The organism is Amycolatopsis umgeniensis (assembly GCF_014205155.1).
GTDB lineage: Bacteria > Actinomycetota > Actinomycetes > Mycobacteriales > Pseudonocardiaceae > Amycolatopsis > Amycolatopsis umgeniensis.
Genome location: NZ_JACHMX010000001.1, coordinates 3,966,243 through 3,990,676 on the forward strand (window position 1 = coordinate 3,966,243; position 24,434 = coordinate 3,990,676).

A 24,434-nucleotide genomic window follows, 5' to 3' on the forward strand; every position below is an offset into this window, starting at 1 on the left:
TGGGTCGGGTGAGGGCAGGCTTGAGGTACGTGAAGGACTCCTTCACTACCTTCAGGGTAGGCAAGGGGCCCTTCACGGACCGGACGCATGGACAACGTGATCGGCGGCCGTCCTGGTCCCGTCGACGGCGAACCAGCCGCGTTCGAACAGCTGCCAGCGCCGCAGTTCCGCCCGCGATTCCTCGCCGTCCCGGCCCGCGCCGCGGTCGAGGAGCTCGGTTTCGCTCCCGCCGTCCAGCCAGACCAGCAGGGACAACGACGGCCGGATCCGCGCCCTGCCACTGGAAACGCCTTCCAGCACCAGGACGTCGGGGACGTCGATCTCGATTTCTTCACCCGGCAGAGGGACGCCGCTCGACCAGTCCACCCGGCGGTAGACGCCCGGCGCGCCCGCTCGCAACGGCTCCAGGACACCGGTTTCCAGCCGCGGCCACCACGAAACGGGCTCTTCCCAGGTGGCGAATTCGTCGGTGCTGACCAGGGCGGCCCGGACCCCGCGGCCGGCGAGTTCCGTGACGGCCTTCACGGCCAGTGTGGACTTCCCGGCTCCGGAGGGCCCGTCGATGGCGAGTACGCGGACGGCGCCCAGCCGAGGCGGGGCCGCCAGGACCGCGTCGATCAGCGTGCGCGTGCGGGACTCACTTCGGGGAGCCCTTTGACGTTGTCGGGCGTCGCCGTCCTGGCCTCGAGCGCGGCGACGCGTTCTTCCAGGTCACGCTGGGCGTCGGCGAGTTCGCAGCGGAGCAGCGCGATCTCTTCGACAGAGGTCCGGACCTCTTCTTCGAGATGCCCGACCTCGGTCGACAGATGCAACGCGACCAGCGCCAGGACCACGCCCGCCAAGAGGAATACGAAGTTCGACGGCGTCTGGACGCCGGTCACGCGCGCCAAGAAGTCGGCGGCCTGCGGAACGAGGGCGAGCACCACCACGCCGATGGCGAGGACGAGCCAAACACCCGCGTACTTTTCCCGCAGTTTCCGCCGTCGCATCATCTCGAGGACGACGAACAGCACCAGACAGGCGACGACGATGCTGAGAATGCGCCAGCCAGCCATAATCAGCTCCTTTTACGCCGAATCCGACGAGTCGACGGCGGGGCGGCGGCGCACCAGCGCCAGCAGCAGGGCGAGTCCGGCGCGGCCGAGGTAGACGGCCGATTTCACCGGTGAATGGCTCGGCGTCCCGCCCGCCCGTTCCCGCATGATCACCGGGATTTCCTTGATCTTCAGTTCGGCGCGGATCGCCATCACCAGCGATTCGACCGTGTCGCCGAGATATTCGGCCGGGTAGTACGCGGCGAACATTTTGATCGCGCGCGGGCCCATCGCCTTGAACCCGGAGGTCACGTCGGTGAGCTTGGTCTTCCCGAGCCGGGAAAAAACGAACGAGAGCACGACCATCGCGTATTTGCGCGGACCGCTCGCCTTGTACGCCCCCTTGCCCGCGAACCGCGAGCCGATGGCGATGTCGGCGTCGTCGAGGGCGTCCAGCAGGGCGGCGACCTCTTCGGGGTCGTGCTGACCGTCCGCGTCCACCTGGACGACCACGTCGTAGCCGCGCGCGGCCGCGTACCGGAAGCCGGTGCGCATCGCCCCGCCGACACCGAGGTTGACCGACAGACGGGCCACCTCCGCGCCCGCGGCACGGGCGAGCTTGGCCGTGTCGTCGGACGAACCGTCGTCCACCACCAGCACGTCCATGCCCGGCAAGGACTGCTTGACCTGGGAAATGACCTCGCCGACGCTGGCCTGCTCGTTCAGGGCAGGCATCACGATGAGTACGCGACGCGTGGTCACGGACGTACTGGACACTGGATCACTCTATCTTCTTACTGGCCGTGAGCGGTGTCGGACCCGGTGGTGGCGCCCGCGGCGACCACACCTTGCTGACCTTCGATTTCGTAAACCGACGCGTCGTTGTTGTGGAAGACGCGCTTGAAACCCGGAGTGATGTCGAGGCGCTGGAGGCCCACCGCGGACTGCGCGTTGGGGGCCACCTTGCCCTTGCCGACGAGCACGTAGCGCACCTTGAGGTCGGTGAGCGCCTCGCGCACGCGCGGCTCGCGGTTGATGTCGTTCAGGAACACGCTGAGCCAACCGGCCTTGGTGGAGAACTCGGCGCCGTAGTTGGTCCATTCGACCGGCTGGGCCCCGGAAAGGGCGTACATCCACACCGAGCCGTCGGCCTTGTCGTTCATCACGCGCTCGCCCGGTACGACGTGCTTCCCGAGCCAGGCGTAGGCCTCTTCCTCGCCTTTGCTGACCGAGGGGCCGTCCGCGCCGTAGTTCAGCGCGAGCCGCGCGGAGTTGCGGCCTATGTAGCCGCCGCGGCTCAGCACCGTGACGACCAGCCCGATCACCAGCGCGCCCGCGATGGCCACGGTGACCGGGTTCAGGTTCGGTTTGCGCTCGCCGATCTTCTCTGCGAACTTGCCCGACGCGGTGTGCACGAACTCGCCGAACGCGACGGCGCCCGCCAGCGGAACGAGCGCGCCGAGCCGCCAGTGGTCGTTGTAGAACGGCCCGGTCAGGGTGTGGATGAGCGGGGTTTCGAGCGAGATCGTCGCGGCGAACAGACCGCCGAGGACGACGTACGCGCCGACCATCCAGAGCATCCGCCGGTGCCGGACCAAGAAGAACACCCCGATGATGGCCGGGATGCCGATCCACCACTGCGGGAACGCCGCCATCGGCGAGAACGTGATGGTCTGCCCGAGCGCGCCGGACACGCTGGTCTCCGACGCCCAGTACGCGCTGGTCACTCCGCCCGCGTTGTAGAGCGCGGGAAGGACCTGCGGCACGCCGAGCAGAGCCGCCATCGCGATCGTGGCCACCAGTGAGGCCGCGCTGCGGCGCCAGCCGATCTTCTCGAGGCGGAACAGCACCGCGAGCAGGATCAGCAGGAAATAGACCATGATCACGAAGATCAGGCTGGTGTGCAGGCCCGCCAGCCCGGCGACGCCGACCCCGATCGCGACCGGCCCGGCGATGCCGTGCGGTTTGAGCAGCAGGCGGGCTAGCGCGAGCATCGCGGGCACGAGCGCCACCCCGGCGACGTACGGCCACAGCGGGCCGCGCCACAGCGAGTCGTACGGGAACGCGGTGAACCAGGTGGACACGGCCGCGGCGGCGGCGGTCGCGAGGACCGGCATGCGCCAGGCGCGGCACATCGCCGCGACACCGACCGGGACGGTCAGCACGACCATGAGCGCCGCCAGGTTCAGCGTCGGCATCATCGTCAGGCCGCCCTTGCCGAAGACCAGGGCGAGCAGCGCGTGGTAGGTGTCCGGGTAGAAGTAGTCGGTCTGCCGCGGCAGGTTCGCGATGGTGCCGACCGTCGACGCGCGCGCGTCGCCGTGCTCGGCGATCCAGCGCACCAGGTTGCCGTGGAACGGGGCGTCCCAGCCCTGCTGGACGTTGTCCAAGGTGTGCGAGCCGCGCAGGAAGGTGACCGTGCCGACGCCGAGTCCGACCAGGACACCGGCACCGATCAGCAGGTGGTCGCGCAGGGAGCGGCTCGGAGTGTCCTCTTCGTCCTCGGCCCAGTCAGGGTGCCGCTTCGCGGTGAAGCGAAGCACGAGGAACGAGACGCCGAAGCCGACGACGGACAGCAGCAGGACCCACAGGCTGACGTTCAGCATGGTCCAGCGGATGCCGAAACCACCGAGGATCGGGATGCCGATGGCGACGAGGCCGAAGGTCAGCAGCGGGGCCGCCGCGGCGAGTGTCCAGCCGCGCAGCCTGATCGCGGCGCCGAAGACGAGCCCCGGCAGCCAGAACGCCAGTAACACCAAAAGAACGTTCATCGAATTCGCTGTCCAACCCTATTCGGCGTTAAGAACGCCATCGCCGATTCCCGGCCCGCGATGGCGCGGCCACACTATCGAGACGTTTCGGACGGCTGCGCGTTGCCCGTCCCCGGGGTGCCCCTCACCACGAAAGCCATGACGACCAGCAGCCCGGCCGTCGGGCCGGCGGCGAGGCCGACGACCGCGCGGACGACCGTGTCACCGGGGAAGAACAGCAGGACCAGCGCGGTCGCGACGACGACGACGGCCCAGGTGATCAGCACCTTCGTGGCCTTGGCCTGCGCGACGAGGACGGCGGCGAGCAGCTGCATCGCGGCGAGCAGCACCGAAGACCAGACCAGCCCGGCCATCCACCAGGCCTCGGGATCGTTCTTGGCGCCGTAGACCAGGCGCACCACCCACGGGCCGATCAGCCAGCCGATCAGCGCGCCGAGGGCCGCGAGCGCCAGCGCGCCCGCCGAGCCGAGAGCGAGCAGCCTGCGCAGCCGGTGCTTGCCCTCCTCGGTGCTGGACAGGCGCACCACGGTCGGGACCGCGAGCGCCTGGACCGGGGCCATCAGCGTGAGCGGCGTCCTGGCCACGAACAGGGCGAGGAACAGCACGCCGAGCTTGTCCTTGTCACCGCCGGGCGCGAGCAGGCTGACCAGCGCCGGGTAGCCGGTGATGACGCTTGCGGTGAGCCCGGCGCCCGCGAGCAGCATGAGCATGTTCGTGACGACCGGCTTCGCGGGCTCGCCGGCGTCGAGTTTCGGGTCGACCAGCCGGGCGGCGCCGCGGGCGAAGAGCAGCCAGGCGAACGAGCCCGTCGCGGCGGCGATGGCGAACCAGTACAGCTGCGTGAGCCCGGCGAGCACCAGCGCGCCGACCACGAGGATCCGCACGGCGGCCTCGACGAGGATCAGCCAGGAGTAGGACCGGACGTGGTCCTGGCCGATGAGCAGGCCGCGCGCGGCGAACTGGAAGGCGAACGAAAGCCCGCCGGCCAGCACGATCACGGCGAGCGCGAACTGCCCGCCGTAGACCTTGTCGGTGATCGGCGGGAGCAGGGTGACCAGGCCGACGACCACCACGGCGATCGCGCTGGTGACGAAGGCGAGCACCGCCGGCCGTCCGGCCTTGCGGCCCTCGAGCGCGGCGTGCGCGGACTGGCGCGAGATCTCCTGCTCCAGTGGGGACAGGGCGGCGCCCAGCCCCATCAACATTCCCCAGAAGGAGAGCAGGACAGCGTTGTCAGCCTTCGACAGCGTCCGTCCCCAGACGACGGTGAGGACATAGCCGAGCGCGATGGCGATCAGCAGGTAGACGCCGATCCGCCCGGCGGATTTCCCGGTGTCCTTGGCCAGTTTCTCGCTGCTCACCGCGGTGCTCATTTACGCAGCCGGGCCCGCAGCGCCAGGAAGAGGCCGCGGAGCGCGCCCGCCCCGAATCCGGCGGCGAACACGGGCGTGAGCTGGGCGACCGCCTTGGCCTCGGCCTTGGTCGCGCCGAATTTCGTCACCGCGAAACCGGCGGCCGTCGAACCGACGGCGGCCAGCGTGACGGCGGTCTTCGGGCGTTTCGCGGCGACACCGAGCCCGAGCACGCCGACGGCCATCGCGGCGAACAGGCCGTTGCGCGCGGGGCCGGGCGACGCGAGATACGAATCGACGAACGTGGTGCCGCGGAAATACGACTGCCCGATGAACTTCTTGAAGGAATCGCGGCCGTGGTAGGTCGCGGAGAACTCCGGGGCCAGGAAGATGCGATGGCGTTCGGCGATCCAGCGCAGAACACCCGTGTCGTCACTGGCGAAACGGACGTCTTCGAAGAGCGACTCGAACGCGTTGGACGAATCCTCGAGAACGTCCTTCGGCGCGGAAAAGAATCCGGTGCCTTTCGGGAAGACATCGAACTCTTCGATACCGAAGGACATCAACCGCGGGTTCGCGCAATAACGGCGCCACGGGATCTTGACCAGTCCGGCCATGAATCCCGCATACGGATTGTGTTCGGACGCGACGTTGATGTGACCGTTCCACACCGTGCGCCCCGGGTGCTCGGTGAGCTGGTCGCGGAGGAAGGCGAGTGAGCCGGAATCCACGATCACGCGGCTGTCGAGCAGCAGGATCTGCCGTCCGGACGCCTTCGCGATCCCCGCGCGGCGTGCCTCGAACCGGCCGCTGTTCGGCTGGGTGAGGACGGTGATGCCGTACAGCTCCTGCAGCCGGGCGAGCTTGTCGCCGGTGCCGTCGGTGCTGCCGTCGTCGACCACGACGACCTCGACCGGCCAGTTCGCCGCCTGTGCCGACGCGATCAGCGCGCCCACACTGCGGTCGATCCAGTTCTGCTCGTTGTAGACCGGGATCACGACGGACAGGGCCGGGAGGAGCGAATTCGCACTCACCCCGGCGAGGCTACCTTGCGCGGCCCACCAGTATCCTTCGGGCACCGCAGACCCCGACAGAATGGCTCTTCCGGTGATTTCCTTCATTCTCGGCACCACGGCGGAACTGATCAAAATCGCGCCGGTCTACCACGGCATCCTCGAACGCGGGGTCCGGCCGAAGATCTGGTTCACCGCGCAGCACGTCGACGAGGTCTCGGACGTTCTCGCCGACCTGAACCTCCCGGAGCCCGACGTCTGGCTGGTCCCGAAGGAGAAGGCGCACAACCTGGAGTCGCCCGCGCAGGTGCCGGGCTGGGCCGCGCAGGTGCTGCGCACCGCGTGGAGCCGCCGCGCCGAGCTGAAGGCCGCGCTGGTCGAGGACGGCCGTCCCCCGCTGGTGCTGGTGCACGGCGACACCTTCACCACGCCGTACGGCTCGCTCATCGGGAAGCGGATCCTCAAGTCGCGGGTCGGGCACGTCGAGGCGGGCGCGCGGTCGGGCAGCATCATGTCGCCGCTGCCGGAGGAGCTGAACCGGAAGATCGCCGCGAAGATCGTCGACATGCACTTCGCGCCGAGCGCGCGTGAGGTGAACAACCTCCGCAACGCCCGCGGTGTCGTGGTCGACACCGAGGCGAACACCGCTATCGACGCGATGCGGCTGGCCATCAACGGGCCGCTCGACCTCGAGGGGCTGCCGGAGAAGTTCGGCCTCGCCACCCTGCACCGCTTCGAGCTGGTCTCGCGCGCGGACAAGTACCGCGAGGCGCTGGAGATCCTGCGCGAGCAGAGCAAGCAGATGCCGATCCTCTACATGGCGGGCGCGCCCGAGCGCGAGAAGATCCGCGCGCTGGGCCTGGCGAACCTCTTCGACGAGAAGAACTTCATCATCCAGCCGAAGATGCGGTACCTGAAGTTCCTGCCGCTCGTCGCGCGCGCCGAGTACGTCGTCACCGACTCGGGCGGCCTTTCGGCCGAGTGCTACTACCTCGGCCTGCCGTGCGCCGTGCACCGCGAGCGCACCGAGACGCCGCAGCACCTCGGCGAGACCGTCGTGCTGACCGAGATGCGCGGGGACAAGCTGCAGAACTTCCTCGACACCTACCAGAACCGCCGCGGTGAGTCCTGGGTCGAGAAGTTCCACCCGTCGGAGATCATCGTCGACACGCTGGCGCGCCTCGGCTACTGCTGATTCTTATCGCGCGCGTCCGCAGGTGGGCACGAAAGCCGTGAAGGCCTCCTTCCCTACTCTCAAGGTAGGGAAGGAGGCCTTCACGGACCTGCGAAGCTAGAGAGCCCGGCGGCCCGAGAGAGCGCGGCCCAGGGTCAGCTCGTCCGCGAACTCCAGGTCACCGCCCATCGGCAGCCCCGACGCCAGCCTGGTCACCGTCAGCCCGGGGAAGTCGCGAAGCATCCGCACGAGATACGTCGCGGTCGCCTCGCCTTCGGTGTTCGGGTCGGTCGCGATGATGATCTCGCTGATCTCCGCGCCGCCGATCCGCGCGAGCAGCTCACGCATGCGCAGCTGCTCCGGCCCGATGCCGGACAACGGGTCCAGCGCGCCGCCGAGTACGTGGTACCGGCCCTTGAACTCGCGCGTCCTCTCGACGGCGAGTACGTCCTTCGGCTCCTCGACCACGCAGATGACCGTGAGGTCACGGCGGGTGTCGCGGCAGATCCGGCAGGTCTCCTGCTCCGAGACGTTTCCGCAGACCTCGCAGAACTGCACGCCTTCCTTGACCTTGCCGAGCACTTCCTGCAAACGCGCGATATCCGCGGGATCGGCCGCCAGCAGGTGGAAGGCGATCCGCTGCGCGCTCTTGGGACCGACGCCGGGCAGCCGCCCGAGTTCGTCGATCAGATCCTGGACGACACCCTCGTACAAGCTAGCCGCCGAGCCCGGGGAAGCCGCCGAGGTCCGGCATCCCGCCGCCGAGGCCGCCGGCGAGCGGGCCGAGCTTCTGTTCGGTGAGCTTCTGCGCGTTGGCCGAAGCGTCCCGGACGGCCGCGACGACCAGGTCGGACAGGGTCTCGACGTCGTCGGGGTCGACCACCTTGGGGTCGATGGACAGCGACTTGAGCTGGCTGTCGCCGGACACGGTCGCGGTGACGAGGCCGCCACCGGAGGTACCGGTCACCTCCGTGTTGGCCAGCTCTTCCTGGGCCTCGACCAGCTTCTGCTGCATCTGCTGCGCCTGCTGCATGATCTGCGACAGATCGAAGCCGCCACCGGGTTGCACCATGATCCGATCGGTCCTCTCCTGGAAAATCCTGTGCCGCCTACCAGCCTAGCCGTCACTCGTATGGCACCGTTGGCGCCGTGCGACGACGGCTGAGCCTGGTGATGGCGATCGGATTGGCGCTGTTCACGGCGTGCGGCGTGGAGACCCCCGCGGCACCGCCGGGGAATCCGCCCGTTCCGGGGACCACCACCGTCCTGACCACCCTTCCGCAGCCGAGTTCGGCGCCGAGTGTGCCGCCGCCGAGCGCGCCCCAGCCGCCTCCCGGCACCCAGCGGCCGAAGACGGGCAAGGTCGTCGTGCTGGATCCGGGCCACAACGGCGGCAACGCGAGCAGGCCCGGCGAGATCAACAAACAGGTCCCGGCGGGGCGCGGCAAGACGAAACCGTGCAACACCACCGGAACTTCGACGAATTCCGGCTATTCCGAGCACGCGTTCACCTGGGACGTCTCGCAGCGGATCTCGGAAGCCTTGAGCGCCAAGGGGATCCGGGTCATTCTCACCCGGCAGAACGACACGGGTGTCGGGCCGTGCGTCAACGAGCGCGCCGCGATCGGGAACGACGCCGAGGCGGACGCCGTCGTGTCCATCCACGCCGACGGCTCCACTTCCGCGGGCGCGCACGGATTCCACGTCGCGTATTCGGCCCCGCCCTTGAACGCCCAGCAGGGCGAGCCCTCGACGAAGCTGGCGACGGCGTTGCGAGACGGTATCCGCGCCGGAGGCTTCCCGACGTCGACCTACCTCGGCTCGAACGGCCTCGCCCCGCGCGCCGACCTCGGCGGGCTCAACCTCTCGACCCGGCCGGCCGCGCTCGTCGAATGCGGGAACATGCGCAACGCCGCCGAGGCCGCGGCGATGTCGAGCGAAGAAGGACGCCAGCAGTACGCCGCTGTCATCGCGAAGGCCATCGAGGACTACCTCGGGGGCTGAGCAGCACCGGGCTACCGGTGATCTCGACCGAGCCCGCGACGATCTCCGGCCGGGTCCCGTCGAGGAGTTCCGCGCCGCCTTGGACGGGCAGCGGCGCGGTGCCCGCGACGGTCCAGGCGATCCGGAACTCCTCGCCGTCCCGCTCGAACCGGCATTGCCACAGGTTGTGCGGGAGCCCGGCCTGCGTTCCCTCGCCGCAGGACCGGATCTTCGCGCCGTCGAGCCATTGGCCGAGCCGTTCGACGTGGGCCGCGGCGCGCGTCGGCGGGCCGCCCGCGGGCTGGAGCACGATCGGCACACGGCCGCTTCCCCAGTTGTAGAAGTACATCCGCTTGAAGTGCGCGTACAGCCCGATCAAGAAGAAGCGGGCGGCGTAGTCGGCGGCGCGGGCCGGGTCGACGGGCGGCTGGTACGGGACGTCGAAATCGGTGCCGGTGCTCCACACGTTCGCGTGCCCGTTGGTGCGATGGAAGCTCTGTTCGATCTCGTCCGCGAGGGCGAGCATGGTCTCCGGCGGATCCGCCAGGCGCCGCGGGTACAGCTTGACCGCCGCCGCGTCGCAGCTCTCGTAGCCGCGAAGTTCACCGAAGCGTTCGAGGATCCGCCTGTGCGCGGGGTCGCTGAGCTGCCCCATCGACGGGCAGACCACGAGGGCGTCGGGATCACCCGCCTTGATGATCCGGCTCGCGCGCCGAACCATCTCCACCAGCCGTTCGACGGGGCCGGTGAAGAACTTCGGGTGATTCGCCATGTCCCACAGTTCGTAGGACTCGATCCGGTCGCGATACCGCTTGACCACGTTCCCGACGAAACGGTCCCAATCCGCGAGGTCGTCGGGCGGCGCCGCGCGGGAGCCGTCCGGGTAGGCGGACGGCGGTCCGCCGGGCGCCGCCCAAGCGGGTGTGCCACCGAAGACGAACAGCACCGGGAAACCCGCCCGGTTCGCGCTTTCGACCAGTCTGTCCAAAGTGGACCACTCCGGCCTGCCGCGTTCCGGTTCGAGATTCTGCCAGCGCGTCCCCGAATCCCAGAGCCGGACCGAACCGACCCCGAAGCTCGGCATCAGCCCGGTCTTGCTGTTCGCCGTCACCCCGAAGTACTTCTTGTCCACAACAGACGGTCGATGTGTCCACATCGGAGCATGGATCTCCGGCGCCGCCTCGGCCACCGGCTCCGCCGTGGGCGCCGCGCCGGCGCCGACCGACGTGACCAGCGCGAGCGAGGCCACCAGCGGCCACCACCCCGCCCGGCTCCGCACCCGTGGCACCGCGACCGGTTCCGGAACGGGAAGCGCGGACGCGGCCGGGTTTCCCCGTGTCGCGTCCGCGCGTTCCCACAACCGGAAGAGCTTCGACAGCTCGTCGCGTCCGGCACCGCAGACCGTCGCGATCCGTTCCAGCGGCCCGAAAGCGGCCGGAACACTGGCACCGCTGCAATAGCGATGCACCGTCGAGCGGCTCAGATGAGCCTTGGCGCCGATCCGTTCGTAGCTGTGACCGCTACGCCTTTTCAGCTCCTCGAGCAGTTCCGCCAAGGCCCGGTCGTGTTCTCCCCCTGCCATGTTCCCTCCCCGGCCCCGATGATCCCATGGGGCACAAGGGGCCGGGGACCGCGCGGGATCAGCCGCACCCGTCCTGACCACCGACGTTGTGGCTGTACAGCTTCCACGTCTTCCCGGCCCCGGTGTACTTGTGGCCGTCGAAATGCGCGGCCTTGCGCTGCGAACCCTCATACCCCCAGGTGGCTGTCGAACCCTTGGAGTAGTTCTGTTCGTAGTGCAGGTGCGGGCGCCCGTTCGAGGTCTCGCCGGTGTGCCCGACGGCCCCGATCTTCCTGCCCTGCCCGATCTTGTCGCCCTTCTTCACCGAGCGGTACTTGAGGTGGATGTAGGTGGTGAACCAGTTCCCGCCGTGCCGGACCTGAATGATGTTCCCCGCACCCTTCGGATCGCTGTAGGACTGGACCACCGTCCCCGCCGCGGACGAGCGGACCCACAGGCCCTCGGTCCCGCCGATCGGCAGATGGGTGATGTCGAGCGCCGGATCGTGGCCCTTGTCCCAGGTATCCACCCGTACGTGCGTCTTGCACGTGAAGGGCAGCTGGAACTTCGGCTTGCCCGCCAGCATCTCCGCCTCGCTCGCGGCGACGTCCGGTGCGGCCGTCGCCGTGCCTCCCCCGAGCGCCAGCGCCGTCAGGACGGCGGCCAGCACGGTCAGCTTCTTACGCATGTTCTCCCCCTTTCAGGCAGTGGCTACCGCGCGCACTTTTCGTTGGAACCGCCGTCGTCGAACTTGGGCGAGTAGAACCAGCCGTTCTGGTTGGTGCCGTCGACCCGGCCGTGCGTCCAGTTGCCCCATTCGCAGTGGTACTGGACGTGCGTGCCCGACTTGACCGTGCCGAACGTGCCGCAGTTCGTGCCGGGGCCGGGGCGCCGCTGCGCGTTCTCCTTCAAGGAGCCGCTGCCCGAGTCGTAGTTGTGGTGCTCCGCGCCGCAGGTCCCCATCGGCGAAACCCCCGCCGGTGTGAACGACGGCGCCGCGTCGGCCACGCTCGCCCCGCCGAACGCCAGGACCGCGGTGACCGGCAGGGCCGCCATCGCGCCGACCCGCTTCATGATTACCGATTTCATCGTCTCCCCTTCGATTCCGCCGGCGCCTCGGCCGGCACGAGAAGCGTCACCGATGGCCTCGGCACGGGACACGCCTTTTCGCCCTGACGAAAACCTGCCGCATCGACACCGTCTCGCCGGCGTCCCAGGCGGCCGTGTCCCCGCAGGTCAGAGGCGGGAAACCATCCCAGCGTCCCGGATCCGGCCGAACCGCTTGCTCCGCCGCGCCAGGAGCGTTTGGGTTGCCCCGGGGAATGAAGTGCCGTCTTGAGGGGGACGTGGCATGACTTTGCGCATGGTCTTCGACCGCGACGATCTCCAGCGGATCCGGGTCGCCGAAACACCGGATCCGCTGTGGGAACTGGTCCTGGGTTCGCATCGGCTGAGAGATCACCGGCCGTCGTCCTTGCGGCGGCGGATCCAGCTGAACGCGCGCCAGGACGAACGTTCGGCGCGGGCTCTGAAGACCTTGTTCACGCTGGTCCCGCCGAAGGGGAACTTCCCGGATTTCCTCACCCCGGCCTGCCTGCCCGGATCACTCGAAAGTGGGTTCGAGGCAGTGGCGTGCACCTCTCGCGCGCGGCTGCGGGCCGACCTCCGGACCGTGTTCACCGGCGCCGCCCCGCACTGGGTGAAACGGCTCGCCGACGGTGATCGCGACGAGGTCCATCGGGTCGTCGGCGCCCTGCGCGACGCGTACGACCTGGTGATCGCGCCGATCTGGCACAGCGTGCGCGAGACCGTGGCCGCCGACCGCGCGGAGCGGGTCCGCATACTGGCCGGGTCGGGGGCGGGGGCGCTGGTGAGCGGTATCCCCGGTGTCCGCGGCTGGGACGGCGAGGTGCTGGAGATCGCGTATCCGGCGGAGCGGACCGTCCGCCTCGGCGGGCGGGGGCTGACGCTGATCCCGAGCCGGTTCTGCGCGGACAGGCCGGTCACGTTCATCGATCCGGAGCTGCCGCCGGTGCTGCTCTACCCCGCGGGCCGGACCCTCGCCCGCCAGGGCGCGACCACCCCCGAACTGGTGGCGCTCCTCGGCCGGACGCGGGCCGAAAGCCTCGGCGCCCTGCGCGTACCGCGGACGACCAGCAAGCTGGCCTCATGCCTCGGCACCTCGATCGGCACCGCGAGCAAACAGGCCGCCGTGCTGCGCGAGGCCGGGCTCGTCACCAGCGTCCGCCAGGGCGGCGCGATCCTGCACCACCTCACCCAGCTCGGTATGGCCCTGCTCGCCGCCGAGATCCACGAAGGGATCCGTCCATGAAATCGGTACTCGTCGCCGTCGCCCTGCTCCTGGGCACGGCCACCCCCGCCGCCGCGGCGGCGGATTTCCCGGTACTGCAGCTGAATCTCTGCCGCAGTGGCGTCGCGAACTGCTTCAACCAGGGCGGGACGAACCCGATGGCCAAGGCGGCGAGCACGATCGTCGCGGTGAACCCGGCCGTCGTGACGGTGAACGAAGCCTGTTCGTCGGAGACGACGAAGCTGGCGGCCGACGTCAAGGCGCAGTCCGGCCGGGCTTACACGGTCGTGTGGCAGCCCGTCGGCAAGAAGGAGAACGGCAAGACCACACCGTATCCGTGCACGTCAGGACGCGGCGAGTACGGCATCGCGGTGCTGGCCCGGCAAGACCTCGGCGCGGTGAAGGCGCGCGAGGGCGGTTACTACGGGCCGCAGGACGGCGGGACGGAACAGCGCGCTTACCTGTGCGCGAAGTTCGCCACGGTCAACGCGTGCACCACACATCTCTCGACGAAGCGGCCCGCCGTCGAACAGCAGTGCCAGGACCTGAAGAACCTGCTGGCGAAGTACGGCTCGGGAACCGTGTTCGGCGGTGACCTGAACCTGCGCTACCCCGGCGATCCGAGCGCGCAGGCGTGTGTCCCCGCCGGATCGTTCCGGAAGGGCGACGGCAGCGTGCAGCACGTCATCGCCGGTGGCGCCTTCGGCTTCGGAAGCTCCGGCAAGACGTCGATCCCCGGCACCGATCACCCGGCTCGGCGCGTCACCTTGACCCGCTGAACACCGCGTTCAGAGGACTAATTGCGTTCTTCGAGCGGACGCGCGTTGAGGTGGTCGGCGAGCAGCTTCCTGGCGATCTCTTCCGGGTCCTTGTCGGGCGGGAGCGGCGGAGGCGGGGGCGCGGGGCTCGCGTCCTCGGAGTACAGCTCCTCGTCGTCCTCGACCGGCTCGGGCGGGAGCGGGATGTCCGGCTCGGTGGTCGCCACCTTCGGCCGCTGAGGTTCCGGTTTCGGCTGCGGAGGCGCCGGAGCGGCACCGGGCGCCTCGGCGGACCGGCGGGTGAAGGAGCGCTCGGGGGCGGGCGGTGCCGGCGCGGCCTTGGGCGCGGCGACCGGCCGGGCCTGCGCGGCGCCGTGGACGCACCGGACCTGCCAGTCTCCGCCGAAGACCTCCTTGAACGCGGCCGCGATCCGCTCCGCGTTGTGCGGCTCGGAAAGACGGCGCGCCAGCGGTTCCGCGTTGTGCGTCAGCGTGACGGCGTTGCCCTCGACGGTCGCCACACTGGCCTGCGTGAGCATCGACGCCGTCACGGTGCCGCCGGGCGCCTTGCGGATCGCGGTCAGCACGTTCGGCCAGCGACCGCGGATGCCCTCCGTGTCCGTGCCGCCCGCCGACGCCGCGGCAGGCGCGGCCGGAGGCGGGGTGGGCGCGGAAGGACGTTGCGGGGCGGGCCGTTCGGCGACCGGCTCGGGCCGCGCGACGGGCTGAGGCGCCGGTGCGGGTTGCCGGGCGGGTTCGGGCTGCTGGGCGGGAGCGGCGGACCGTTGCGACGGCCGCTGGAACTCGCGCACGGGCTCGCCCGCGGGAGCCGGTGCCGGAGCCGCCTGAGCGACCGGGGCGGCCGGAGCGACCTGAGTGACTTGTGCGGCGGGGGCGGCCTGGACGGCTTGGGCGGCGGGCGCCGGGGCCGAAGCGGCACGGCGCTCGAGCCTTTCGAGCCGGGCGAGCAGCGCGGCGGTGCCCTCGGCGACCGACGGCAGCAGCATCCGCGCGGTCAGCAGTTCCAGCACCAGCCGCGGCGAGGTCGCGCCGCGCATCTCCAGAAGTCCACTGTGGACGATGTCGGCGTAGCGCGAGAGCGTGGCGGGCTCCAGCTTGCCCGCCTGCTCCTTCATCTTCTTGAGCTCGTCGTCCGGCGCCGAGACCAGTCCGCGCTCGCCCGCGTCCGGCACCGAACGCAGCATCACCAGGTCACGCAGGCGATCGAGCAGGTCGGTGGCGAACCGGCGCGGGTCGTGCCCGGCCTCGGCGAGGCTTTCGACGGTGCCGAAAACCGCGGACGCGTCGTCCGCGGCCAGCGCGTCGACCATGCCGTCGATGAGCGCGACGTCGGTGACGCCCAGCAGCGACACCGCCCGCGGGTAGTCGACGCCGTCCGGCCCGGCGCCCGCGAGCAACTGGTCCAGCACCGACTGCGTGTCCCGCGCGGAACCGCCGCCCGCGCGGATGACCAGCGGGTACACGGCGGGCTCGACCTTCGCGCCCTCGGCGGCGACGTTGCGTTCGAGCAGCTCGCGCATGGAACTGGGCGGGATCAGCCGGAAGGGGTAGTGGTGCGTCCGCGACCGGATGGTGGGCAGCACCTTGTCCGGTTCGGTGGTCGCGAAGATGAAGATCAGGTGCTCGGGCGGCTCTTCCACGATCTTCAGCAGGGCGTTGAAGCCCTGTGTGGTGACCATGTGCGCCTCGTCGATGATGAAGACGCGGTAGCGCGAGTCCGCCGGGGCGTAGAAGGCCCTGTCCCGCAGCTCACGGGCGTCGTCGACACCACCGTGGCTGGCCGCGTCGAGCTCGGTGACGTCGACGCTGCCGGGGCCTTCGGGCGCGAGGTTGCGGCACGAGTTGCACTCGCCGCACGGATCCGGTGTCGGGCCCTTCGCGCAGTTCAGCGACCGCGCCATGATGCGCGCGCTCGACGTCTTTCCGCAGCCGCGGGGGCCCGAGAAGAGGTAGGCGTGGTTGATCCGGCCCGCCGCCAGCGCGATGCGCAGCGGATCGGTCACATGCTCCTGCCCGACGACCTCGGCGAAGGTAGCCGGACGGTACTTTCGGTACAGCGCTAATGCCACGGCCGCGAGGATACCGGGAGGGACCGACAGGTGAGACCAGCACCGACCCCAGGCACGTATCTGGTCCGCTTCGGCACCGCCGAGCTGCTCCGCGACGCCGATCGCCCCAACGCCTGGACGATCTCGGTCGACGGCGTGGCCCAGTCGCACGTCGACCTCGACGACCCCACGGATCTCGAGTTCGACTACATCCGCCGGATCGCCGACATCGTCGACTGCCTCGGCGAAGGCCCGCTCGACGCGTTGCACGTCGGCGGGGCGGCCTGCACGCTTCCCCGGTACATCGCCGCCGCACGGCCGCGCTCACGGCAACTGGTCTTCGACGCCGACGGCGAGCTCGTCGCGCTCGTCCGCGAGCAACTGGGCTTGAAGGGCCTGAAGGTCCGTGTCGGTGACGGCCGCGAAGGCGTCTCCGGCAGGTACGACGCTTCGGCCGACCTTGTCATCGTGGACGCCTTCGAACGCGGCGTGCTCGCCGGCGGTCTCGCGACCGTGGAGTTCACGAACGAGGTCGCGCGTGTCCTCAGGCCGGCCGGAACTTACGTCGCCAACGTCTCCGACGGCCCGAACCTGCCGTTCCTTCGCCGTTTCCTGGCGACCCTCGCCACTTCTTTCCCTCACCTGGCGATCTTGGCCGAGCCAGGCGTCCTCCGAGGCCGCCGCTTCGGCAACATCGTGGTCGCCGCCTCGCGCACGGAACTCCCCGTGCCGGACCTGACCCGCCGAGCCGCGTCGTCGGCCTACCCGGCCCGCTGCGTCGCCGGCCAAGACCTCCGCGACCTGCAAGGCAAAGCGAAACCCATCACGGACGCGGACGCTCTACCGTCACCGATCCCACCAAAAGACGTCTTCGGAATCTTCTAAACCGCACCAGATCTTTTAAACCGCACCATCTCACCCAGCCGACCAACCGTCGGGGGTCCGGGGGGCGAAGCCCCGCCGGGCGGGCTTGGGGTCGCACCCCAAAAAATAAGGCGGACCCCGCGCACCCGTCAGAGCTCGCTTATCCTTGCTGCCTTCCGGCCCTGGGGAGGTTCACAAGATGGACGCCGCGCGGGATCCGTGGACCAGTGTAGCCGCTCCGTTCGGGCCATGGAGGACAGTGGGGGGTATGAGTACTCCCACCTGGGAAGATGTCCTGAAGGCGGCCGATGCCGTCCATCCGTTCGTGCGACGCACGCCGGTGTTGCGCGCCGAAGTCGACGGGCGGCCGTTGGTCCTCAAGCTGGAGCATCTGCAGCGGAGCGGGTCGTTCAAACTGCGGGGCGCGGTGAACGCGCTGGTGAGCGGGCCGTTGCCGGAGCGGGTGCTGACGGCGTCCGGCGGCAACCACGGGCTGGGCGTGGCGACGGCGGCTTCGCTGTTGAATCTGCCTGCGACGGTGTATGTGCCGGAGTCGGCTCCGCAGGCTAAGACGGACAGGATCGAGGCAGCAGGCGCGAAGCTCATCCGTCACGGAGCGACGTACGCCGAGGCGGCCGCGAAGGCGCTCGAAGCCGCCTCTGAGCCGGGTACGCGGTACCTGCACGCGTACGACGATCCTGTCGTTGTCGCCGGTCAGGGCACTGTGGCGGCCGAAGTGGTCCAGGACGCGCCGGACGTCGACGCGTTCCTGGTCGCGGTCGGCGGTGGCGGCCTGGTCGCCGGGACGTCGCTGGCCGGGGTGCCGACGTTCGCGGTCGAGCCGGAGCGGTGCCGCGCGCTCGGGGCGGCGCTGGAGGCGGGTGAGCCCGTGGACGTGGAGATCGACTCCGTGGCGGCGTCCGCGCTGGGCGCGACCAGGATCGGGGGCGTGCCTTTCGAGGTACTCCGGGGCCGGGTGACGTCCGTGCTGGTCAGCGACGCGGAACTGCTCGCCGCGCGGGACAGGCTCTGGGAGGAGTTCCGCCTCGCCGTCGAACCGGCCGCCGCGGTGCCGTTCGCCGCGTGGCTGGCGGGGCGGACCGAGCGCGAGCTGCCCTGCGTCATCCTGTGCGGCGCCAACAGTGAGTGGACCCCCTGAAATCAGGCCGTCCGCAACCGGACCTGGAACTCCGTCCGCCCCGGACGGCTCGTGACCCCGACCTGCCCGCCGTGCGCGGTGACGACCGCCGCGACGATGGCGAGGCCGAGTCCGGTGCTGCCCGCGGCCCGTGACCGCGAATCGTCGCCGCGGGCGAACCGTTCGAAGACGTCCGGGAGGATCTCCGGCGGGATCCCCGGCCCACCGTCGACAATGGACAGTGTAGCCATCGAATCCACTATGGACAGAGAGGTGGCGACCTCGGTCCCCGCCGGGGTGTGCGTGCGGGCGTTGCCCAGCAGGTTGATCACCACCTGGTGCAGCTGATCGGCGTCGCCGAGGACGGTGATCGGCTCGGGCGGGACCTCCAGCAACCACTGGTGTTCCGGCCCGGCGACGTGCGCGTCGGCGACGGCGTCCGCGACCAGCCGGGAGAGATCGACGGACTCGTGCACCACCGGGCGGCCGGAATCGAGCCGCGCGAGCAGCAGCAGATCCTCGACCAGACCGGTCATCCGCGTCGACTCCGACTCCACGCGTCCCATCGCGAAGGCGATGTCCGGCGGCACCTCGGAGCCGGACCGCCGGGTGAGTTCCGCGTAACCGCGGATGGCCGCGAGCGGGGTCCGCAGTTCGTGGCTGGCGTCCGCGACGAACCGGCGCACCCGGCTCTCACTGGCCTGACGGGCGGACAGCGCTTGGGAAATGTGGCCGAGCATGCGGTTGAGCGCGAAGCCGACCTTGCCGACCTCCGTCCGCGGGTCGGTGTCCACTTCGGACACTCGTTCCGACAGCGCGACCTCGCCGCGGTCCAGCGGGAGTTCGGCGACCCTGGTCGCGGTGGCGGCCAGGCGGTCGAGGGGTTTCATGGTGCGCCGCACGGTCACGGCGCCAAGCGCGCCCGCCAGCACGATGCCGCCGACGGCGACCCCGCCGAAGATGAAACCGAGGTTCCACAACGTATCCGTGACGTCCTTGGTGGGCAGCCCGGTGATCGAGACGCCACCGTTGGAAGTCGGCTTCGCCACGACGCGGTACTCACCGAGCGGCCCGAGGTCCACGTCGCTGGGCTCGCTACCCGGCCCCGAACGCAGCAGGGTGTCGATCTGGGCCCGGGTGATTTCGTCGTGAGGGAAGGGTTCGCTGACCTTCGCGTCGTAACTGGACCGCAGTACCGCGGCGAGCACACGTCCGTCCGGCAACACGTTCACGAACAACGAACCGGTGCTCTGCCCGTAGGCGCGCAAACCCTCGGGAACCCTTTCCCCGCCGGGACGGCCTTGTGGCGGCGGACGGCCCGCGCGTTGACTGGTCTCGTCGAGCCGGGCGTCGAGCTGGTCGATCAGGAAGCCTCGCAGCGCCAGTTCGGTCACCACGCCCACCACCAGGCAGACCAGCGCGAGCAGCCCCGCGACCTGCGCGATCAGCCGTCGCCGCAGGGACCAAGGCCGCCTACCCCGCGGGCTTGAGGACATATCCGGCGCCGCGCATCGTGTGGATCATCGGTTCCCTGTCGGCGTCGATCTTCTTGCGGAGGTAGGAGATGTACAGCTCGACGATGTTGGCCTGGCCGCCGAAGTCGTAGCTCCACACGCGATCGAGGATCTGCGCCTTCGACAGCACGCGCTTCGGATTGCGCATGAGATACCGCAGCAGTTCGAACTCGGTCGCGGTCAGCGGCACCGGATCGCCGCCGCGGTGCACTTCGCGGCTGTCCTCGTCCAGGGTCAGGTCGCCGACGACCAGCGTCGAACCGCTCGGTCCGGCGACGCCGCCCGCGCGCCGCAGCAGCGCGCGCAACCGCAGCGCGACTTCCTCGAGGCTGAACGGTTTGGTGACGTAGTCGTCGCCGCCCGCGGTGAGCCCGGCGATCCGGTCCTCCACCGCGTCCTTCGCGGTCAGGAACAGCACCGGCAGGTTCGGCACCTCGGAACGCAGGCGGCGCAGCACGTCCAGGCCGCTCATATCCGGCAACATGACGTCCAGCACCACCGCGTCCGGCCGGAATTCCCTGGCGACGCGGACCGCTTCGGTGCCGTCGGCGGCGGTGCGGATGTCCCAGCCCTCCATGCGCAGGGCCATCGACACGAGTTCGGACAAGGTCGCCTCGTCGTCGACGACCAGCACGCGCACGGGGCTGCCGTCGGCGCGGCGCAAGCCGGCCTTCGCGGAACCGGACGAAGGGACGTTCACACTGGTCATGGTGCCATCCTGGGCGGCGCCGGTGAGCCTTCCCTGTGTCCCACCTGTGCGTTTCCTGTGAACGATCACCCTGCCGGGGAGGGAAACACAGCGCGTGCCCACCAACGGCACAGCTTCCGCACAGCGACGGCGCCGAGCATGGCCGCAACCGAGTACACGGAGGCGACCAGATGACCGAACCGACCAAACCCGCCGAACCCCCGGCGGGCGAGACCGCCGCTTGGGGTGCTCCCGCCCCGGCGGGCGAACCGAAGAAGGCCTGGTCGGGCCGCAAGACCGCGATCGCGGCCGGGGTGGCGGTGGTGATCGCCGCCGGTGGCGGCGCCGCGATCTGGGCCGGGACCGCCGCGAACGGCGCCGAACAGGGCCAGGGCGGGATGATGGGCGGCCCCGGCGGCGGCCGGATGATCTTCGACGGCGGGATGCCGCGCGACGCGCTGCACGGCGACTTCGTGGTCTCCGACGGGAACGGCGGCTACCGCACCGAGCGGACGCAGACCGGGGAGATCACCGAGATCAGCGCGACGTCCGTCAGCCTGACCAGCAAGGACGGCTACAAGCAGGTCTACACGATCGACGCGTCGACACGGAAGACAGGCGATCCCAAGACCGGCGAGACGGTGACGGTGAACGCCAAGGTCACCGGGAACACCGCGACGGTGACGAGTATCGGCAAGGCCGGGCAGAACGGTGGACAACCGGGACAGGGCCGGCGAGGTCAAGGCCAGCCGGGGCAAGGCGGTCAGGGTGGACCGCCGCCCGGCTACTGACGCACGGCGGCGAGCAGTGCGGCGGCCGTCTCGGCGGGCTCCTGTCCGGAGGTGTCGAGGACGACGCTGTCGCCGCGGGAACTCCGCGCCCGCGCCGCCTCGGTGATCGCGCGAGCGGCCACCCGGTCCCGTACGCCGGGTGGCGCGCCGCGTAGTTCGTCGCCCGCCAGCAGGGCGGACTCGCCCTCGGCCCGGCGCCGGACGCGCTCGGTGAGCGTCTCGGCGTCCGCGTCGAGATGGACGACGGTGACGTCCTCGAAGGCTTTCCGGTGCTCCGGCAGGAATTCCCTGGCCACGACGAGCAAACGCCGCGCTCCGGCCTCGCGGTGACCGCGCCAGACGGCCGCGAGGTTCGCCGCCTCGACGGCCGGATCCGGACCGGGGCTCACGAACCCGAATTGCGCGAGATCGACGTAGGCGACCGGCGTCTCCCGCTGCCAGAAGTCCCGCAGCACGCTCCACGCGGCTGTCGACTTGCCGACGGCCGTCGGACCGGTCACCACGGTCACCGGTCCGGGCTGCGGTTCCACGGCGGACGGCGGCAGGACCGGCCCGTCTTCCACGACGCAGCGCCGGAACAGGTCCTCCACGGTCTTTTCCGGCGACTGCCCTGTCGTGTCCGTCTTCTCGCCGAAGCCGGTGCGGTCGTAGGCGTCCGCCACCTCCTCGAGAGCGGGAAGGGCGGCGGCGGGCGAACCGCGGCCGAGGAACCGGCTCCGGAGTTCGTCGCGATCGCAGGTCAGCCGGACGAGCGTGAGATCGAAGTCGCGGCCCTCGAAAGACGGCTCGACACCGATTTCGAGATCCACCACCCCGGACACGACGAGCTGCTCGGCACCCCGGCGGCGCAGGATCTCCAGTACCCGCAGCAGGTTGGCCGCCTTGATCGCGTGCGCGGCGTCCCCTCCGCCCGGGGGCGGGCCGATCAGGCCGAGCTGGTCGATGTCGACGTACGCGACGTTGCCGCCGGCCTCCACGATGCGCGTGTACAGACCCCAGGCGATGGTGGACTTCCCCGATCCCGGCGCTCCGGTGGTCCAGAGCACGGGGGTCTTCGCGGCCTTCATGGCTTTTGATCTTAGGAACCCCTGTCCACCGAAATAGGGCAGAGTTGGGCGCGTGCGGGACATCAGTGGTTCGCTGGCGAGGCAGGCCTGTGCGGTCGCGGCCGTCTGCCTGGTGGCCGACGCCGGGCTGTTCCTCATCGACGGACCGCCGCTCTCGCTCGGCTGGCAGGCGTGGGTGGTGTTGCTGGGCGGGATCTTCGCCAACGCCGCGCTCGCCGGGCCGTCGCGGTATTCCGGCTGGGTTTCGGCCGCGCACGCCGTACTGCTCACCGCCGCGCCGCTCCTGCTGTTCCCCTACGACCACTATCTGCAGGCCACCAACGCGGGCGTGCTGATCGCGGGATACCGCGCGGGCGCCTGGCTGTCGGCCAAACCCGCGCTGGCCGCGCTGGCCGCGATGCTCGCCGGGCTCTTCGCCTGCATCTTCATCCCCGCCGATCGAGGCGACCGGGACTGGCGGCTGGTGCTCATCGAGGTCGGCATAAGCGGTCTGCTGCCGTGGATGGTCGGCCGCTACACGACCGCCCGGCGCGCGTACATCGCCGATCTCCAGCGCGTGGAGGAACAACGGCAGCAGCACGAAGCCGAGGCGGTGCGCCGTGCCGTCGCCGAAGAACGCACGACGATCGCCCGCGACCTGCACGACGTGATCTCGCATCACGTCAGCGCGATCGGCGTGCACGCGGGCGCCGCGCGGCTCGGGCTACCGGAGGGCGAACCCGCCGCACGGCGTTCGCTCTCCGCCGTCGAATCGTCGAGCCGGGCCGCGATGGCCGATCTGCGTCGCCTGCTGGATCTGTTGCACGGCAAGGAGAACGGGGACGCGCAGCGCCAACCGGGGCTCGACAATCTCGACGAGCTGCTCGACAACCTCCGCACCGCCGGCCTGCCCGTGCGGCTGACCAGCCACGGCGGGCCGAGGGAACTGCCGGGATCGGTGGACGTCGCGCTGTACCGCATCGCGCAGGAGGCGCTGACGAACGCGCTCCGGCACGGCTCCGGCAAGACCGTGGAAATCGACCTCGCCTACCGGCAGACCGAGGTCGTCCTCACGATCACGAACGAAATCGGCCGCGCACGCCGGAACTCGGCGGCCGAGTCGACCAAACGCGGTCTCGCCGGGATCAGGCAGCGGGTCGCGCTGTTCGGCGGACAGGCGGAATGCGGGCCGCTCGACGACGGGCGGCACTGGCGGGTTCGAGTCGGATTTCCTTTGGAGGCGGAGTGATCCGGGTTCTGCTGGCGGACGATCACGCGATGTTCCGGTCCGGGATGCGCGCGGTACTGGACACCCAGGCGGATTTCGAATGCGTCGGCGAGGCCGCGGACGGACGCGAGGCCGTCACGCAGGCGGCCGCCCTGCGCCCGGACGTCGCGGTGCTCGACGTCCGGATGCCCAAATTGGACGGTCTGGCCGCGACCGAGGCGATCATGTCCGCGCCGGGCAACGACACCCGTGTCCTCGTGCTGACGACCTACGACTCCGACGAGTACGTCTACCGCGCGCTGCGGGCCGGTGCGAGCGGGTTCCTGCTGAAGAGCCTCGCCCCCGAAGAACTCGTCTCGGCCATGCGGGTGGCCGCGCGCGGGGACGCGCTGATCGACCCGACGGTGACCCGGCGGCTCGTGTCGACCTTCGCCACCAGCATCGAACCCGTGGCCGCCGAACCGGCGGAACTGGAACGGCTCACCTCACGCGAACGCGAAGTCCTCATGCTGGTTGCCGACGCCTCCAGCAACGCGGAGATCGCCGTGCGGCTGCACGTGGGCGAGGAGACGGTGAAGACCCACGTTTCCCGGATACTCGCGAAGCTCGGGCTGCGGGACAGGGTGCACGCCGTCGTCTACGCCTATCGCAACGGTCTCGTCGGCGGCCGGTGATCGGTTCGCCGGATGGGGCTCCCGGTGCCAGAATCGCCACAGGTCACGTCGAGGCGGGGAGCTGCGAATGAAGCGCTGGGTCACGCTGACGATCGGGCTGGTCTTCTTGCTGGTCGGCGGTGTCTGGGTGCTGCAAGGCGCCGGCGTGCTGACCGGCAGCTTCATGACCGGGCAGAAGCTGTGGTTCCTGATCGGGCTCGTCGCGTTCCTGGTCGGGGTGGTGCTGGTGGCGGCCACCGCCCGGCGTACGCGACGGGCGCCCACCGACGACCAGGCGTAAACCCCTCGCTTGCGGGTCGGCTTCGGGTGTCGCGGTGGGGTGGGCTGCTCGCTTGCGTGTCGGCTTCGGGTGTCGCGAAAGCCACTTTCGGGACGTCTGATGTCCCGAAAGTGGCTTTCGCGACATCGGGGTGGGGTGGGCGTCCGCAACCCGCGCGCAGCACGGTCACGACCGCTGGCACCGAC

The 24,434-nt window shown here is 70.1% G+C and carries 25 protein-coding genes and 1 other RNA gene; 10 read left to right on the forward strand and 16 right to left on the reverse strand.

Annotated elements, in window-relative coordinates:
- Positions 1 to 72: 72 nt before the first annotated feature.
- The 6 genes from HDA45_RS18370 to HDA45_RS18395 all read right to left on the reverse strand — a co-directional run bounded on the left by HDA45_RS18370 (position 73) and on the right by HDA45_RS18395 (position 6,191).
- Entirely contained in the window at positions 73 to 531 is a 459-nt protein-coding gene (locus tag HDA45_RS18370; protein WP_343072295.1) for a uridine kinase family protein, read from the reverse strand.
- Positions 532 to 617: 86 nt separating this feature from the next.
- Positions 618 to 1,055, reverse strand: coding sequence for a DUF2304 domain-containing protein (locus HDA45_RS18375; protein WP_020632199.1), 438 nt, complete (start codon positions 1,053 to 1,055; stop codon positions 618 to 620).
- A gap of 12 nt (positions 1,056 to 1,067) precedes the next feature.
- Positions 1,068 to 1,769: a glycosyltransferase family 2 protein gene (locus tag HDA45_RS18380; RefSeq protein WP_184905765.1), complete on the reverse strand. Its 702-nt coding sequence runs from the start codon at positions 1,767 to 1,769 to the stop codon at positions 1,068 to 1,070.
- Between the two features lie 59 nt (positions 1,770 to 1,828).
- Positions 1,829 to 3,805: a DUF6541 family protein gene (locus HDA45_RS18385; RefSeq protein WP_184896954.1), complete on the reverse strand. Its 1,977-nt coding sequence runs from the start codon at positions 3,803 to 3,805 to the stop codon at positions 1,829 to 1,831.
- Positions 3,806 to 3,879: 74 nt separating this feature from the next.
- Positions 3,880 to 5,178 (reverse strand): hypothetical protein, encoded by a 1,299-nt coding sequence (locus tag HDA45_RS18390; protein ID WP_184896956.1) that lies wholly within the window; start codon positions 5,176 to 5,178, stop codon positions 3,880 to 3,882.
- Entirely contained in the window at positions 5,175 to 6,191 is a 1,017-nt protein-coding gene (locus HDA45_RS18395) for a glycosyltransferase (RefSeq protein ID WP_184896958.1), read from the reverse strand. The genes HDA45_RS18390 and HDA45_RS18395 overlap by 4 nt, the downstream gene beginning before the upstream one ends.
- A gap of 61 nt (positions 6,192 to 6,252) precedes the next feature.
- On the opposite strand from HDA45_RS18395, the gene HDA45_RS18400 reads away from it, so the two are divergent.
- Positions 6,253 to 7,365 (forward strand): UDP-N-acetylglucosamine 2-epimerase, encoded by a 1,113-nt coding sequence (locus HDA45_RS18400; RefSeq protein WP_101611195.1) that lies wholly within the window; start codon positions 6,253 to 6,255, stop codon positions 7,363 to 7,365.
- 96 nt (positions 7,366 to 7,461) lie between these two features.
- Here the strand turns inward: HDA45_RS18400 and recR are convergent, their stop codons facing one another.
- On the reverse strand, positions 7,462 to 8,058 hold the full coding sequence (recR, locus tag HDA45_RS18405) for a recombination mediator RecR (protein WP_005166260.1): 597 nt from the start codon (positions 8,056 to 8,058) through the stop codon (positions 7,462 to 7,464).
- A 1-nt stretch (position 8,059) separates the two neighbouring features.
- On the reverse strand, positions 8,060 to 8,416 hold the full coding sequence (locus HDA45_RS18410) for a YbaB/EbfC family nucleoid-associated protein (RefSeq protein ID WP_007035126.1): 357 nt from the start codon (positions 8,414 to 8,416) through the stop codon (positions 8,060 to 8,062).
- Positions 8,417 to 8,517: 101 nt separating this feature from the next.
- Between HDA45_RS18410 and HDA45_RS18415 the strand changes: the two genes are divergently transcribed.
- Positions 8,518 to 9,348 (forward strand): N-acetylmuramoyl-L-alanine amidase, encoded by an 831-nt coding sequence (locus HDA45_RS18415; RefSeq protein WP_184905767.1) that lies wholly within the window; start codon positions 8,518 to 8,520, stop codon positions 9,346 to 9,348.
- On the opposite strand, the gene HDA45_RS18420 is transcribed toward HDA45_RS18415, so the two are convergent.
- The 3 genes from HDA45_RS18420 to HDA45_RS18430 are packed head-to-tail and all read right to left on the reverse strand — an operon-like array spanning position 9,311 to position 11,977.
- Positions 9,311 to 10,909, reverse strand: coding sequence for a helix-turn-helix domain-containing protein (locus HDA45_RS18420; RefSeq protein ID WP_184896960.1), 1,599 nt, complete (start codon positions 10,907 to 10,909; stop codon positions 9,311 to 9,313). The genes HDA45_RS18415 and HDA45_RS18420 overlap by 38 nt on opposite strands.
- A 58-nt stretch (positions 10,910 to 10,967) precedes the next feature.
- Complete coding sequence (locus HDA45_RS18425; RefSeq protein WP_184896962.1) at positions 10,968 to 11,576, reverse strand: M23 family metallopeptidase; 609 nt, start codon at positions 11,574 to 11,576, stop codon at positions 10,968 to 10,970.
- A 23-nt stretch (positions 11,577 to 11,599) separates the two neighbouring features.
- Positions 11,600 to 11,977, reverse strand: coding sequence for a hypothetical protein (locus tag HDA45_RS18430; protein ID WP_184896965.1), 378 nt, complete (start codon positions 11,975 to 11,977; stop codon positions 11,600 to 11,602).
- Positions 11,978 to 12,239: 262 nt separating this feature from the next.
- Between HDA45_RS18430 and HDA45_RS18435 the strand changes: the two genes are divergently transcribed.
- On the forward strand, positions 12,240 to 13,220 hold the full coding sequence (locus HDA45_RS18435) for an ArsR/SmtB family transcription factor (protein ID WP_184896967.1): 981 nt from the start codon (positions 12,240 to 12,242) through the stop codon (positions 13,218 to 13,220).
- A complete protein-coding gene (locus tag HDA45_RS18440; RefSeq protein ID WP_184896969.1) occupies positions 13,217 to 13,978 on the forward strand; it encodes an endonuclease/exonuclease/phosphatase family protein in 762 nt (253 codons plus the stop codon). Before HDA45_RS18435 ends, HDA45_RS18440 begins: the two co-directional genes overlap by 4 nt.
- Before the next feature lie 17 nt (positions 13,979 to 13,995).
- Here the strand turns inward: HDA45_RS18440 and HDA45_RS18445 are convergent, their stop codons facing one another.
- On the reverse strand, positions 13,996 to 16,047 hold the full coding sequence (locus HDA45_RS18445; RefSeq protein ID WP_184896971.1) for a DNA polymerase III subunit gamma and tau: 2,052 nt from the start codon (positions 16,045 to 16,047) through the stop codon (positions 13,996 to 13,998).
- Positions 16,048 to 16,077: 30 nt separating this feature from the next.
- Here HDA45_RS18445 and HDA45_RS18450 point away from each other — a divergent pair, with 30 nt between their 5' ends.
- Positions 16,078 to 16,911, forward strand: a complete 834-nt coding sequence (locus HDA45_RS18450) for a fused MFS/spermidine synthase (RefSeq protein WP_184896973.1) — start codon at positions 16,078 to 16,080, stop codon at positions 16,909 to 16,911.
- Positions 16,912 to 17,016: 105 nt separating this feature from the next.
- On the opposite strand, the gene ffs is transcribed toward HDA45_RS18450, so the two are convergent.
- Positions 17,017 to 17,113, reverse strand: an RNA gene (gene ffs, locus HDA45_RS18455) — signal recognition particle sRNA small type.
- 45 nt (positions 17,114 to 17,158) lie between these two features.
- On the opposite strand from ffs, the gene HDA45_RS18460 reads away from it, so the two are divergent.
- Positions 17,159 to 18,049 (forward strand): serine/threonine dehydratase, encoded by an 891-nt coding sequence (locus HDA45_RS18460; protein ID WP_184896976.1) that lies wholly within the window; start codon positions 17,159 to 17,161, stop codon positions 18,047 to 18,049.
- Positions 18,050 to 18,051: 2 nt separating this feature from the next.
- Here HDA45_RS18460 and HDA45_RS18465 read toward each other — a convergent pair whose 3' ends face one another.
- Both HDA45_RS18465 and HDA45_RS18470 read right to left on the reverse strand, forming a co-directional pair.
- Positions 18,052 to 19,524, reverse strand: a complete 1,473-nt coding sequence (locus HDA45_RS18465; protein ID WP_221471171.1) for a sensor histidine kinase — start codon at positions 19,522 to 19,524, stop codon at positions 18,052 to 18,054.
- Entirely contained in the window at positions 19,502 to 20,251 is a 750-nt protein-coding gene (locus HDA45_RS18470) for a response regulator transcription factor (RefSeq protein WP_101611202.1), read from the reverse strand. The genes HDA45_RS18465 and HDA45_RS18470 overlap by 23 nt, the downstream gene beginning before the upstream one ends.
- Positions 20,252 to 20,421: 170 nt before the next feature.
- Between HDA45_RS18470 and HDA45_RS18475 the strand changes: the two genes are divergently transcribed.
- Positions 20,422 to 21,021, forward strand: a complete 600-nt coding sequence (locus tag HDA45_RS18475; RefSeq protein WP_184896978.1) for a hypothetical protein — start codon at positions 20,422 to 20,424, stop codon at positions 21,019 to 21,021.
- Here the strand turns inward: HDA45_RS18475 and HDA45_RS18480 are convergent.
- On the reverse strand, positions 21,015 to 22,088 hold the full coding sequence (locus HDA45_RS18480; protein ID WP_184896980.1) for an AAA family ATPase: 1,074 nt from the start codon (positions 22,086 to 22,088) through the stop codon (positions 21,015 to 21,017). The genes HDA45_RS18475 and HDA45_RS18480 overlap by 7 nt on opposite strands.
- Before the next feature lie 52 nt (positions 22,089 to 22,140).
- On the opposite strand from HDA45_RS18480, the gene HDA45_RS18485 reads away from it, so the two are divergent.
- The 3 genes from HDA45_RS18485 to HDA45_RS18495 all read left to right on the forward strand — a co-directional run bounded on the left by HDA45_RS18485 (position 22,141) and on the right by HDA45_RS18495 (position 24,249).
- Positions 22,141 to 23,316 (forward strand): histidine kinase, encoded by a 1,176-nt coding sequence (locus HDA45_RS18485; protein ID WP_184896982.1) that lies wholly within the window; start codon positions 22,141 to 22,143, stop codon positions 23,314 to 23,316.
- Positions 23,313 to 23,969, forward strand: a complete 657-nt coding sequence (locus HDA45_RS18490) for a response regulator (protein ID WP_184896984.1) — start codon at positions 23,313 to 23,315, stop codon at positions 23,967 to 23,969. The genes HDA45_RS18485 and HDA45_RS18490 overlap by 4 nt, the downstream gene beginning before the upstream one ends.
- Positions 23,970 to 24,036: 67 nt before the next feature.
- A complete protein-coding gene (locus HDA45_RS18495) occupies positions 24,037 to 24,249 on the forward strand; it encodes a hypothetical protein (protein ID WP_184896986.1) in 213 nt (70 codons plus the stop codon).
- Positions 24,250 to 24,434 lie beyond the last annotated feature (185 nt).

What these genes read in the sequence shown, in the direction of transcription:
- HDA45_RS18425 (WP_184896962.1), bottom strand. Translation starts at nt 11,576, where the DNA reads ATGCGTAAGAAGCTGACCGTGCTGGCCGCCGTCCTGACGGCGCTGGCG.
- HDA45_RS18400 (WP_101611195.1), top strand. Translation starts at nt 6,253, where the DNA reads ATGGCTCTTCCGGTGATTTCCTTCATTCTCGGCACCACGGCGGAACTG.
- HDA45_RS18480 (WP_184896980.1), bottom strand. Translation starts at nt 22,088, where the DNA reads ATGAAGGCCGCGAAGACCCCCGTGCTCTGGACCACCGGAGCGCCGGGA.
- HDA45_RS18475 (WP_184896978.1), top strand. Translation starts at nt 20,422, where the DNA reads ATGACCGAACCGACCAAACCCGCCGAACCCCCGGCGGGCGAGACCGCC.
- HDA45_RS18440 (WP_184896969.1), top strand. Translation starts at nt 13,217, where the DNA reads ATGAAATCGGTACTCGTCGCCGTCGCCCTGCTCCTGGGCACGGCCACC.
- HDA45_RS18495 (WP_184896986.1), top strand. Translation starts at nt 24,037, where the DNA reads ATGAAGCGCTGGGTCACGCTGACGATCGGGCTGGTCTTCTTGCTGGTC.
- HDA45_RS18470 (WP_101611202.1), bottom strand. Translation starts at nt 20,251, where the DNA reads ATGACCAGTGTGAACGTCCCTTCGTCCGGTTCCGCGAAGGCCGGCTTG.
- HDA45_RS18410 (WP_007035126.1), bottom strand. Translation starts at nt 8,416, where the DNA reads ATGGTGCAACCCGGTGGCGGCTTCGATCTGTCGCAGATCATGCAGCAG.
- HDA45_RS18385 (WP_184896954.1), bottom strand. Translation starts at nt 3,805, where the DNA reads ATGAACGTTCTTTTGGTGTTACTGGCGTTCTGGCTGCCGGGGCTCGTC.
- HDA45_RS18375 (WP_020632199.1), bottom strand. Translation starts at nt 1,055, where the DNA reads ATGGCTGGCTGGCGCATTCTCAGCATCGTCGTCGCCTGTCTGGTGCTG.
- HDA45_RS18420 (WP_184896960.1), bottom strand. Translation starts at nt 10,909, where the DNA reads ATGGCAGGGGGAGAACACGACCGGGCCTTGGCGGAACTGCTCGAGGAG.
- HDA45_RS18430 (WP_184896965.1), bottom strand. Translation starts at nt 11,977, where the DNA reads ATGAAATCGGTAATCATGAAGCGGGTCGGCGCGATGGCGGCCCTGCCG.
- HDA45_RS18465 (WP_221471171.1), bottom strand. Translation starts at nt 19,524, where the DNA reads ATGTCCTCAAGCCCGCGGGGTAGGCGGCCTTGGTCCCTGCGGCGACGG.
- HDA45_RS18390 (WP_184896956.1), bottom strand. Translation starts at nt 5,178, where the DNA reads ATGAGCACCGCGGTGAGCAGCGAGAAACTGGCCAAGGACACCGGGAAA.
- HDA45_RS18435 (WP_184896967.1), top strand. Translation starts at nt 12,240, where the DNA reads ATGACTTTGCGCATGGTCTTCGACCGCGACGATCTCCAGCGGATCCGG.
- HDA45_RS18415 (WP_184905767.1), top strand. Translation starts at nt 8,518, where the DNA reads ATGGCGATCGGATTGGCGCTGTTCACGGCGTGCGGCGTGGAGACCCCC.
- HDA45_RS18380 (WP_184905765.1), bottom strand. Translation starts at nt 1,769, where the DNA reads ATGCCTGCCCTGAACGAGCAGGCCAGCGTCGGCGAGGTCATTTCCCAG.
- HDA45_RS18460 (WP_184896976.1), top strand. Translation starts at nt 17,159, where the DNA reads ATGAGTACTCCCACCTGGGAAGATGTCCTGAAGGCGGCCGATGCCGTC.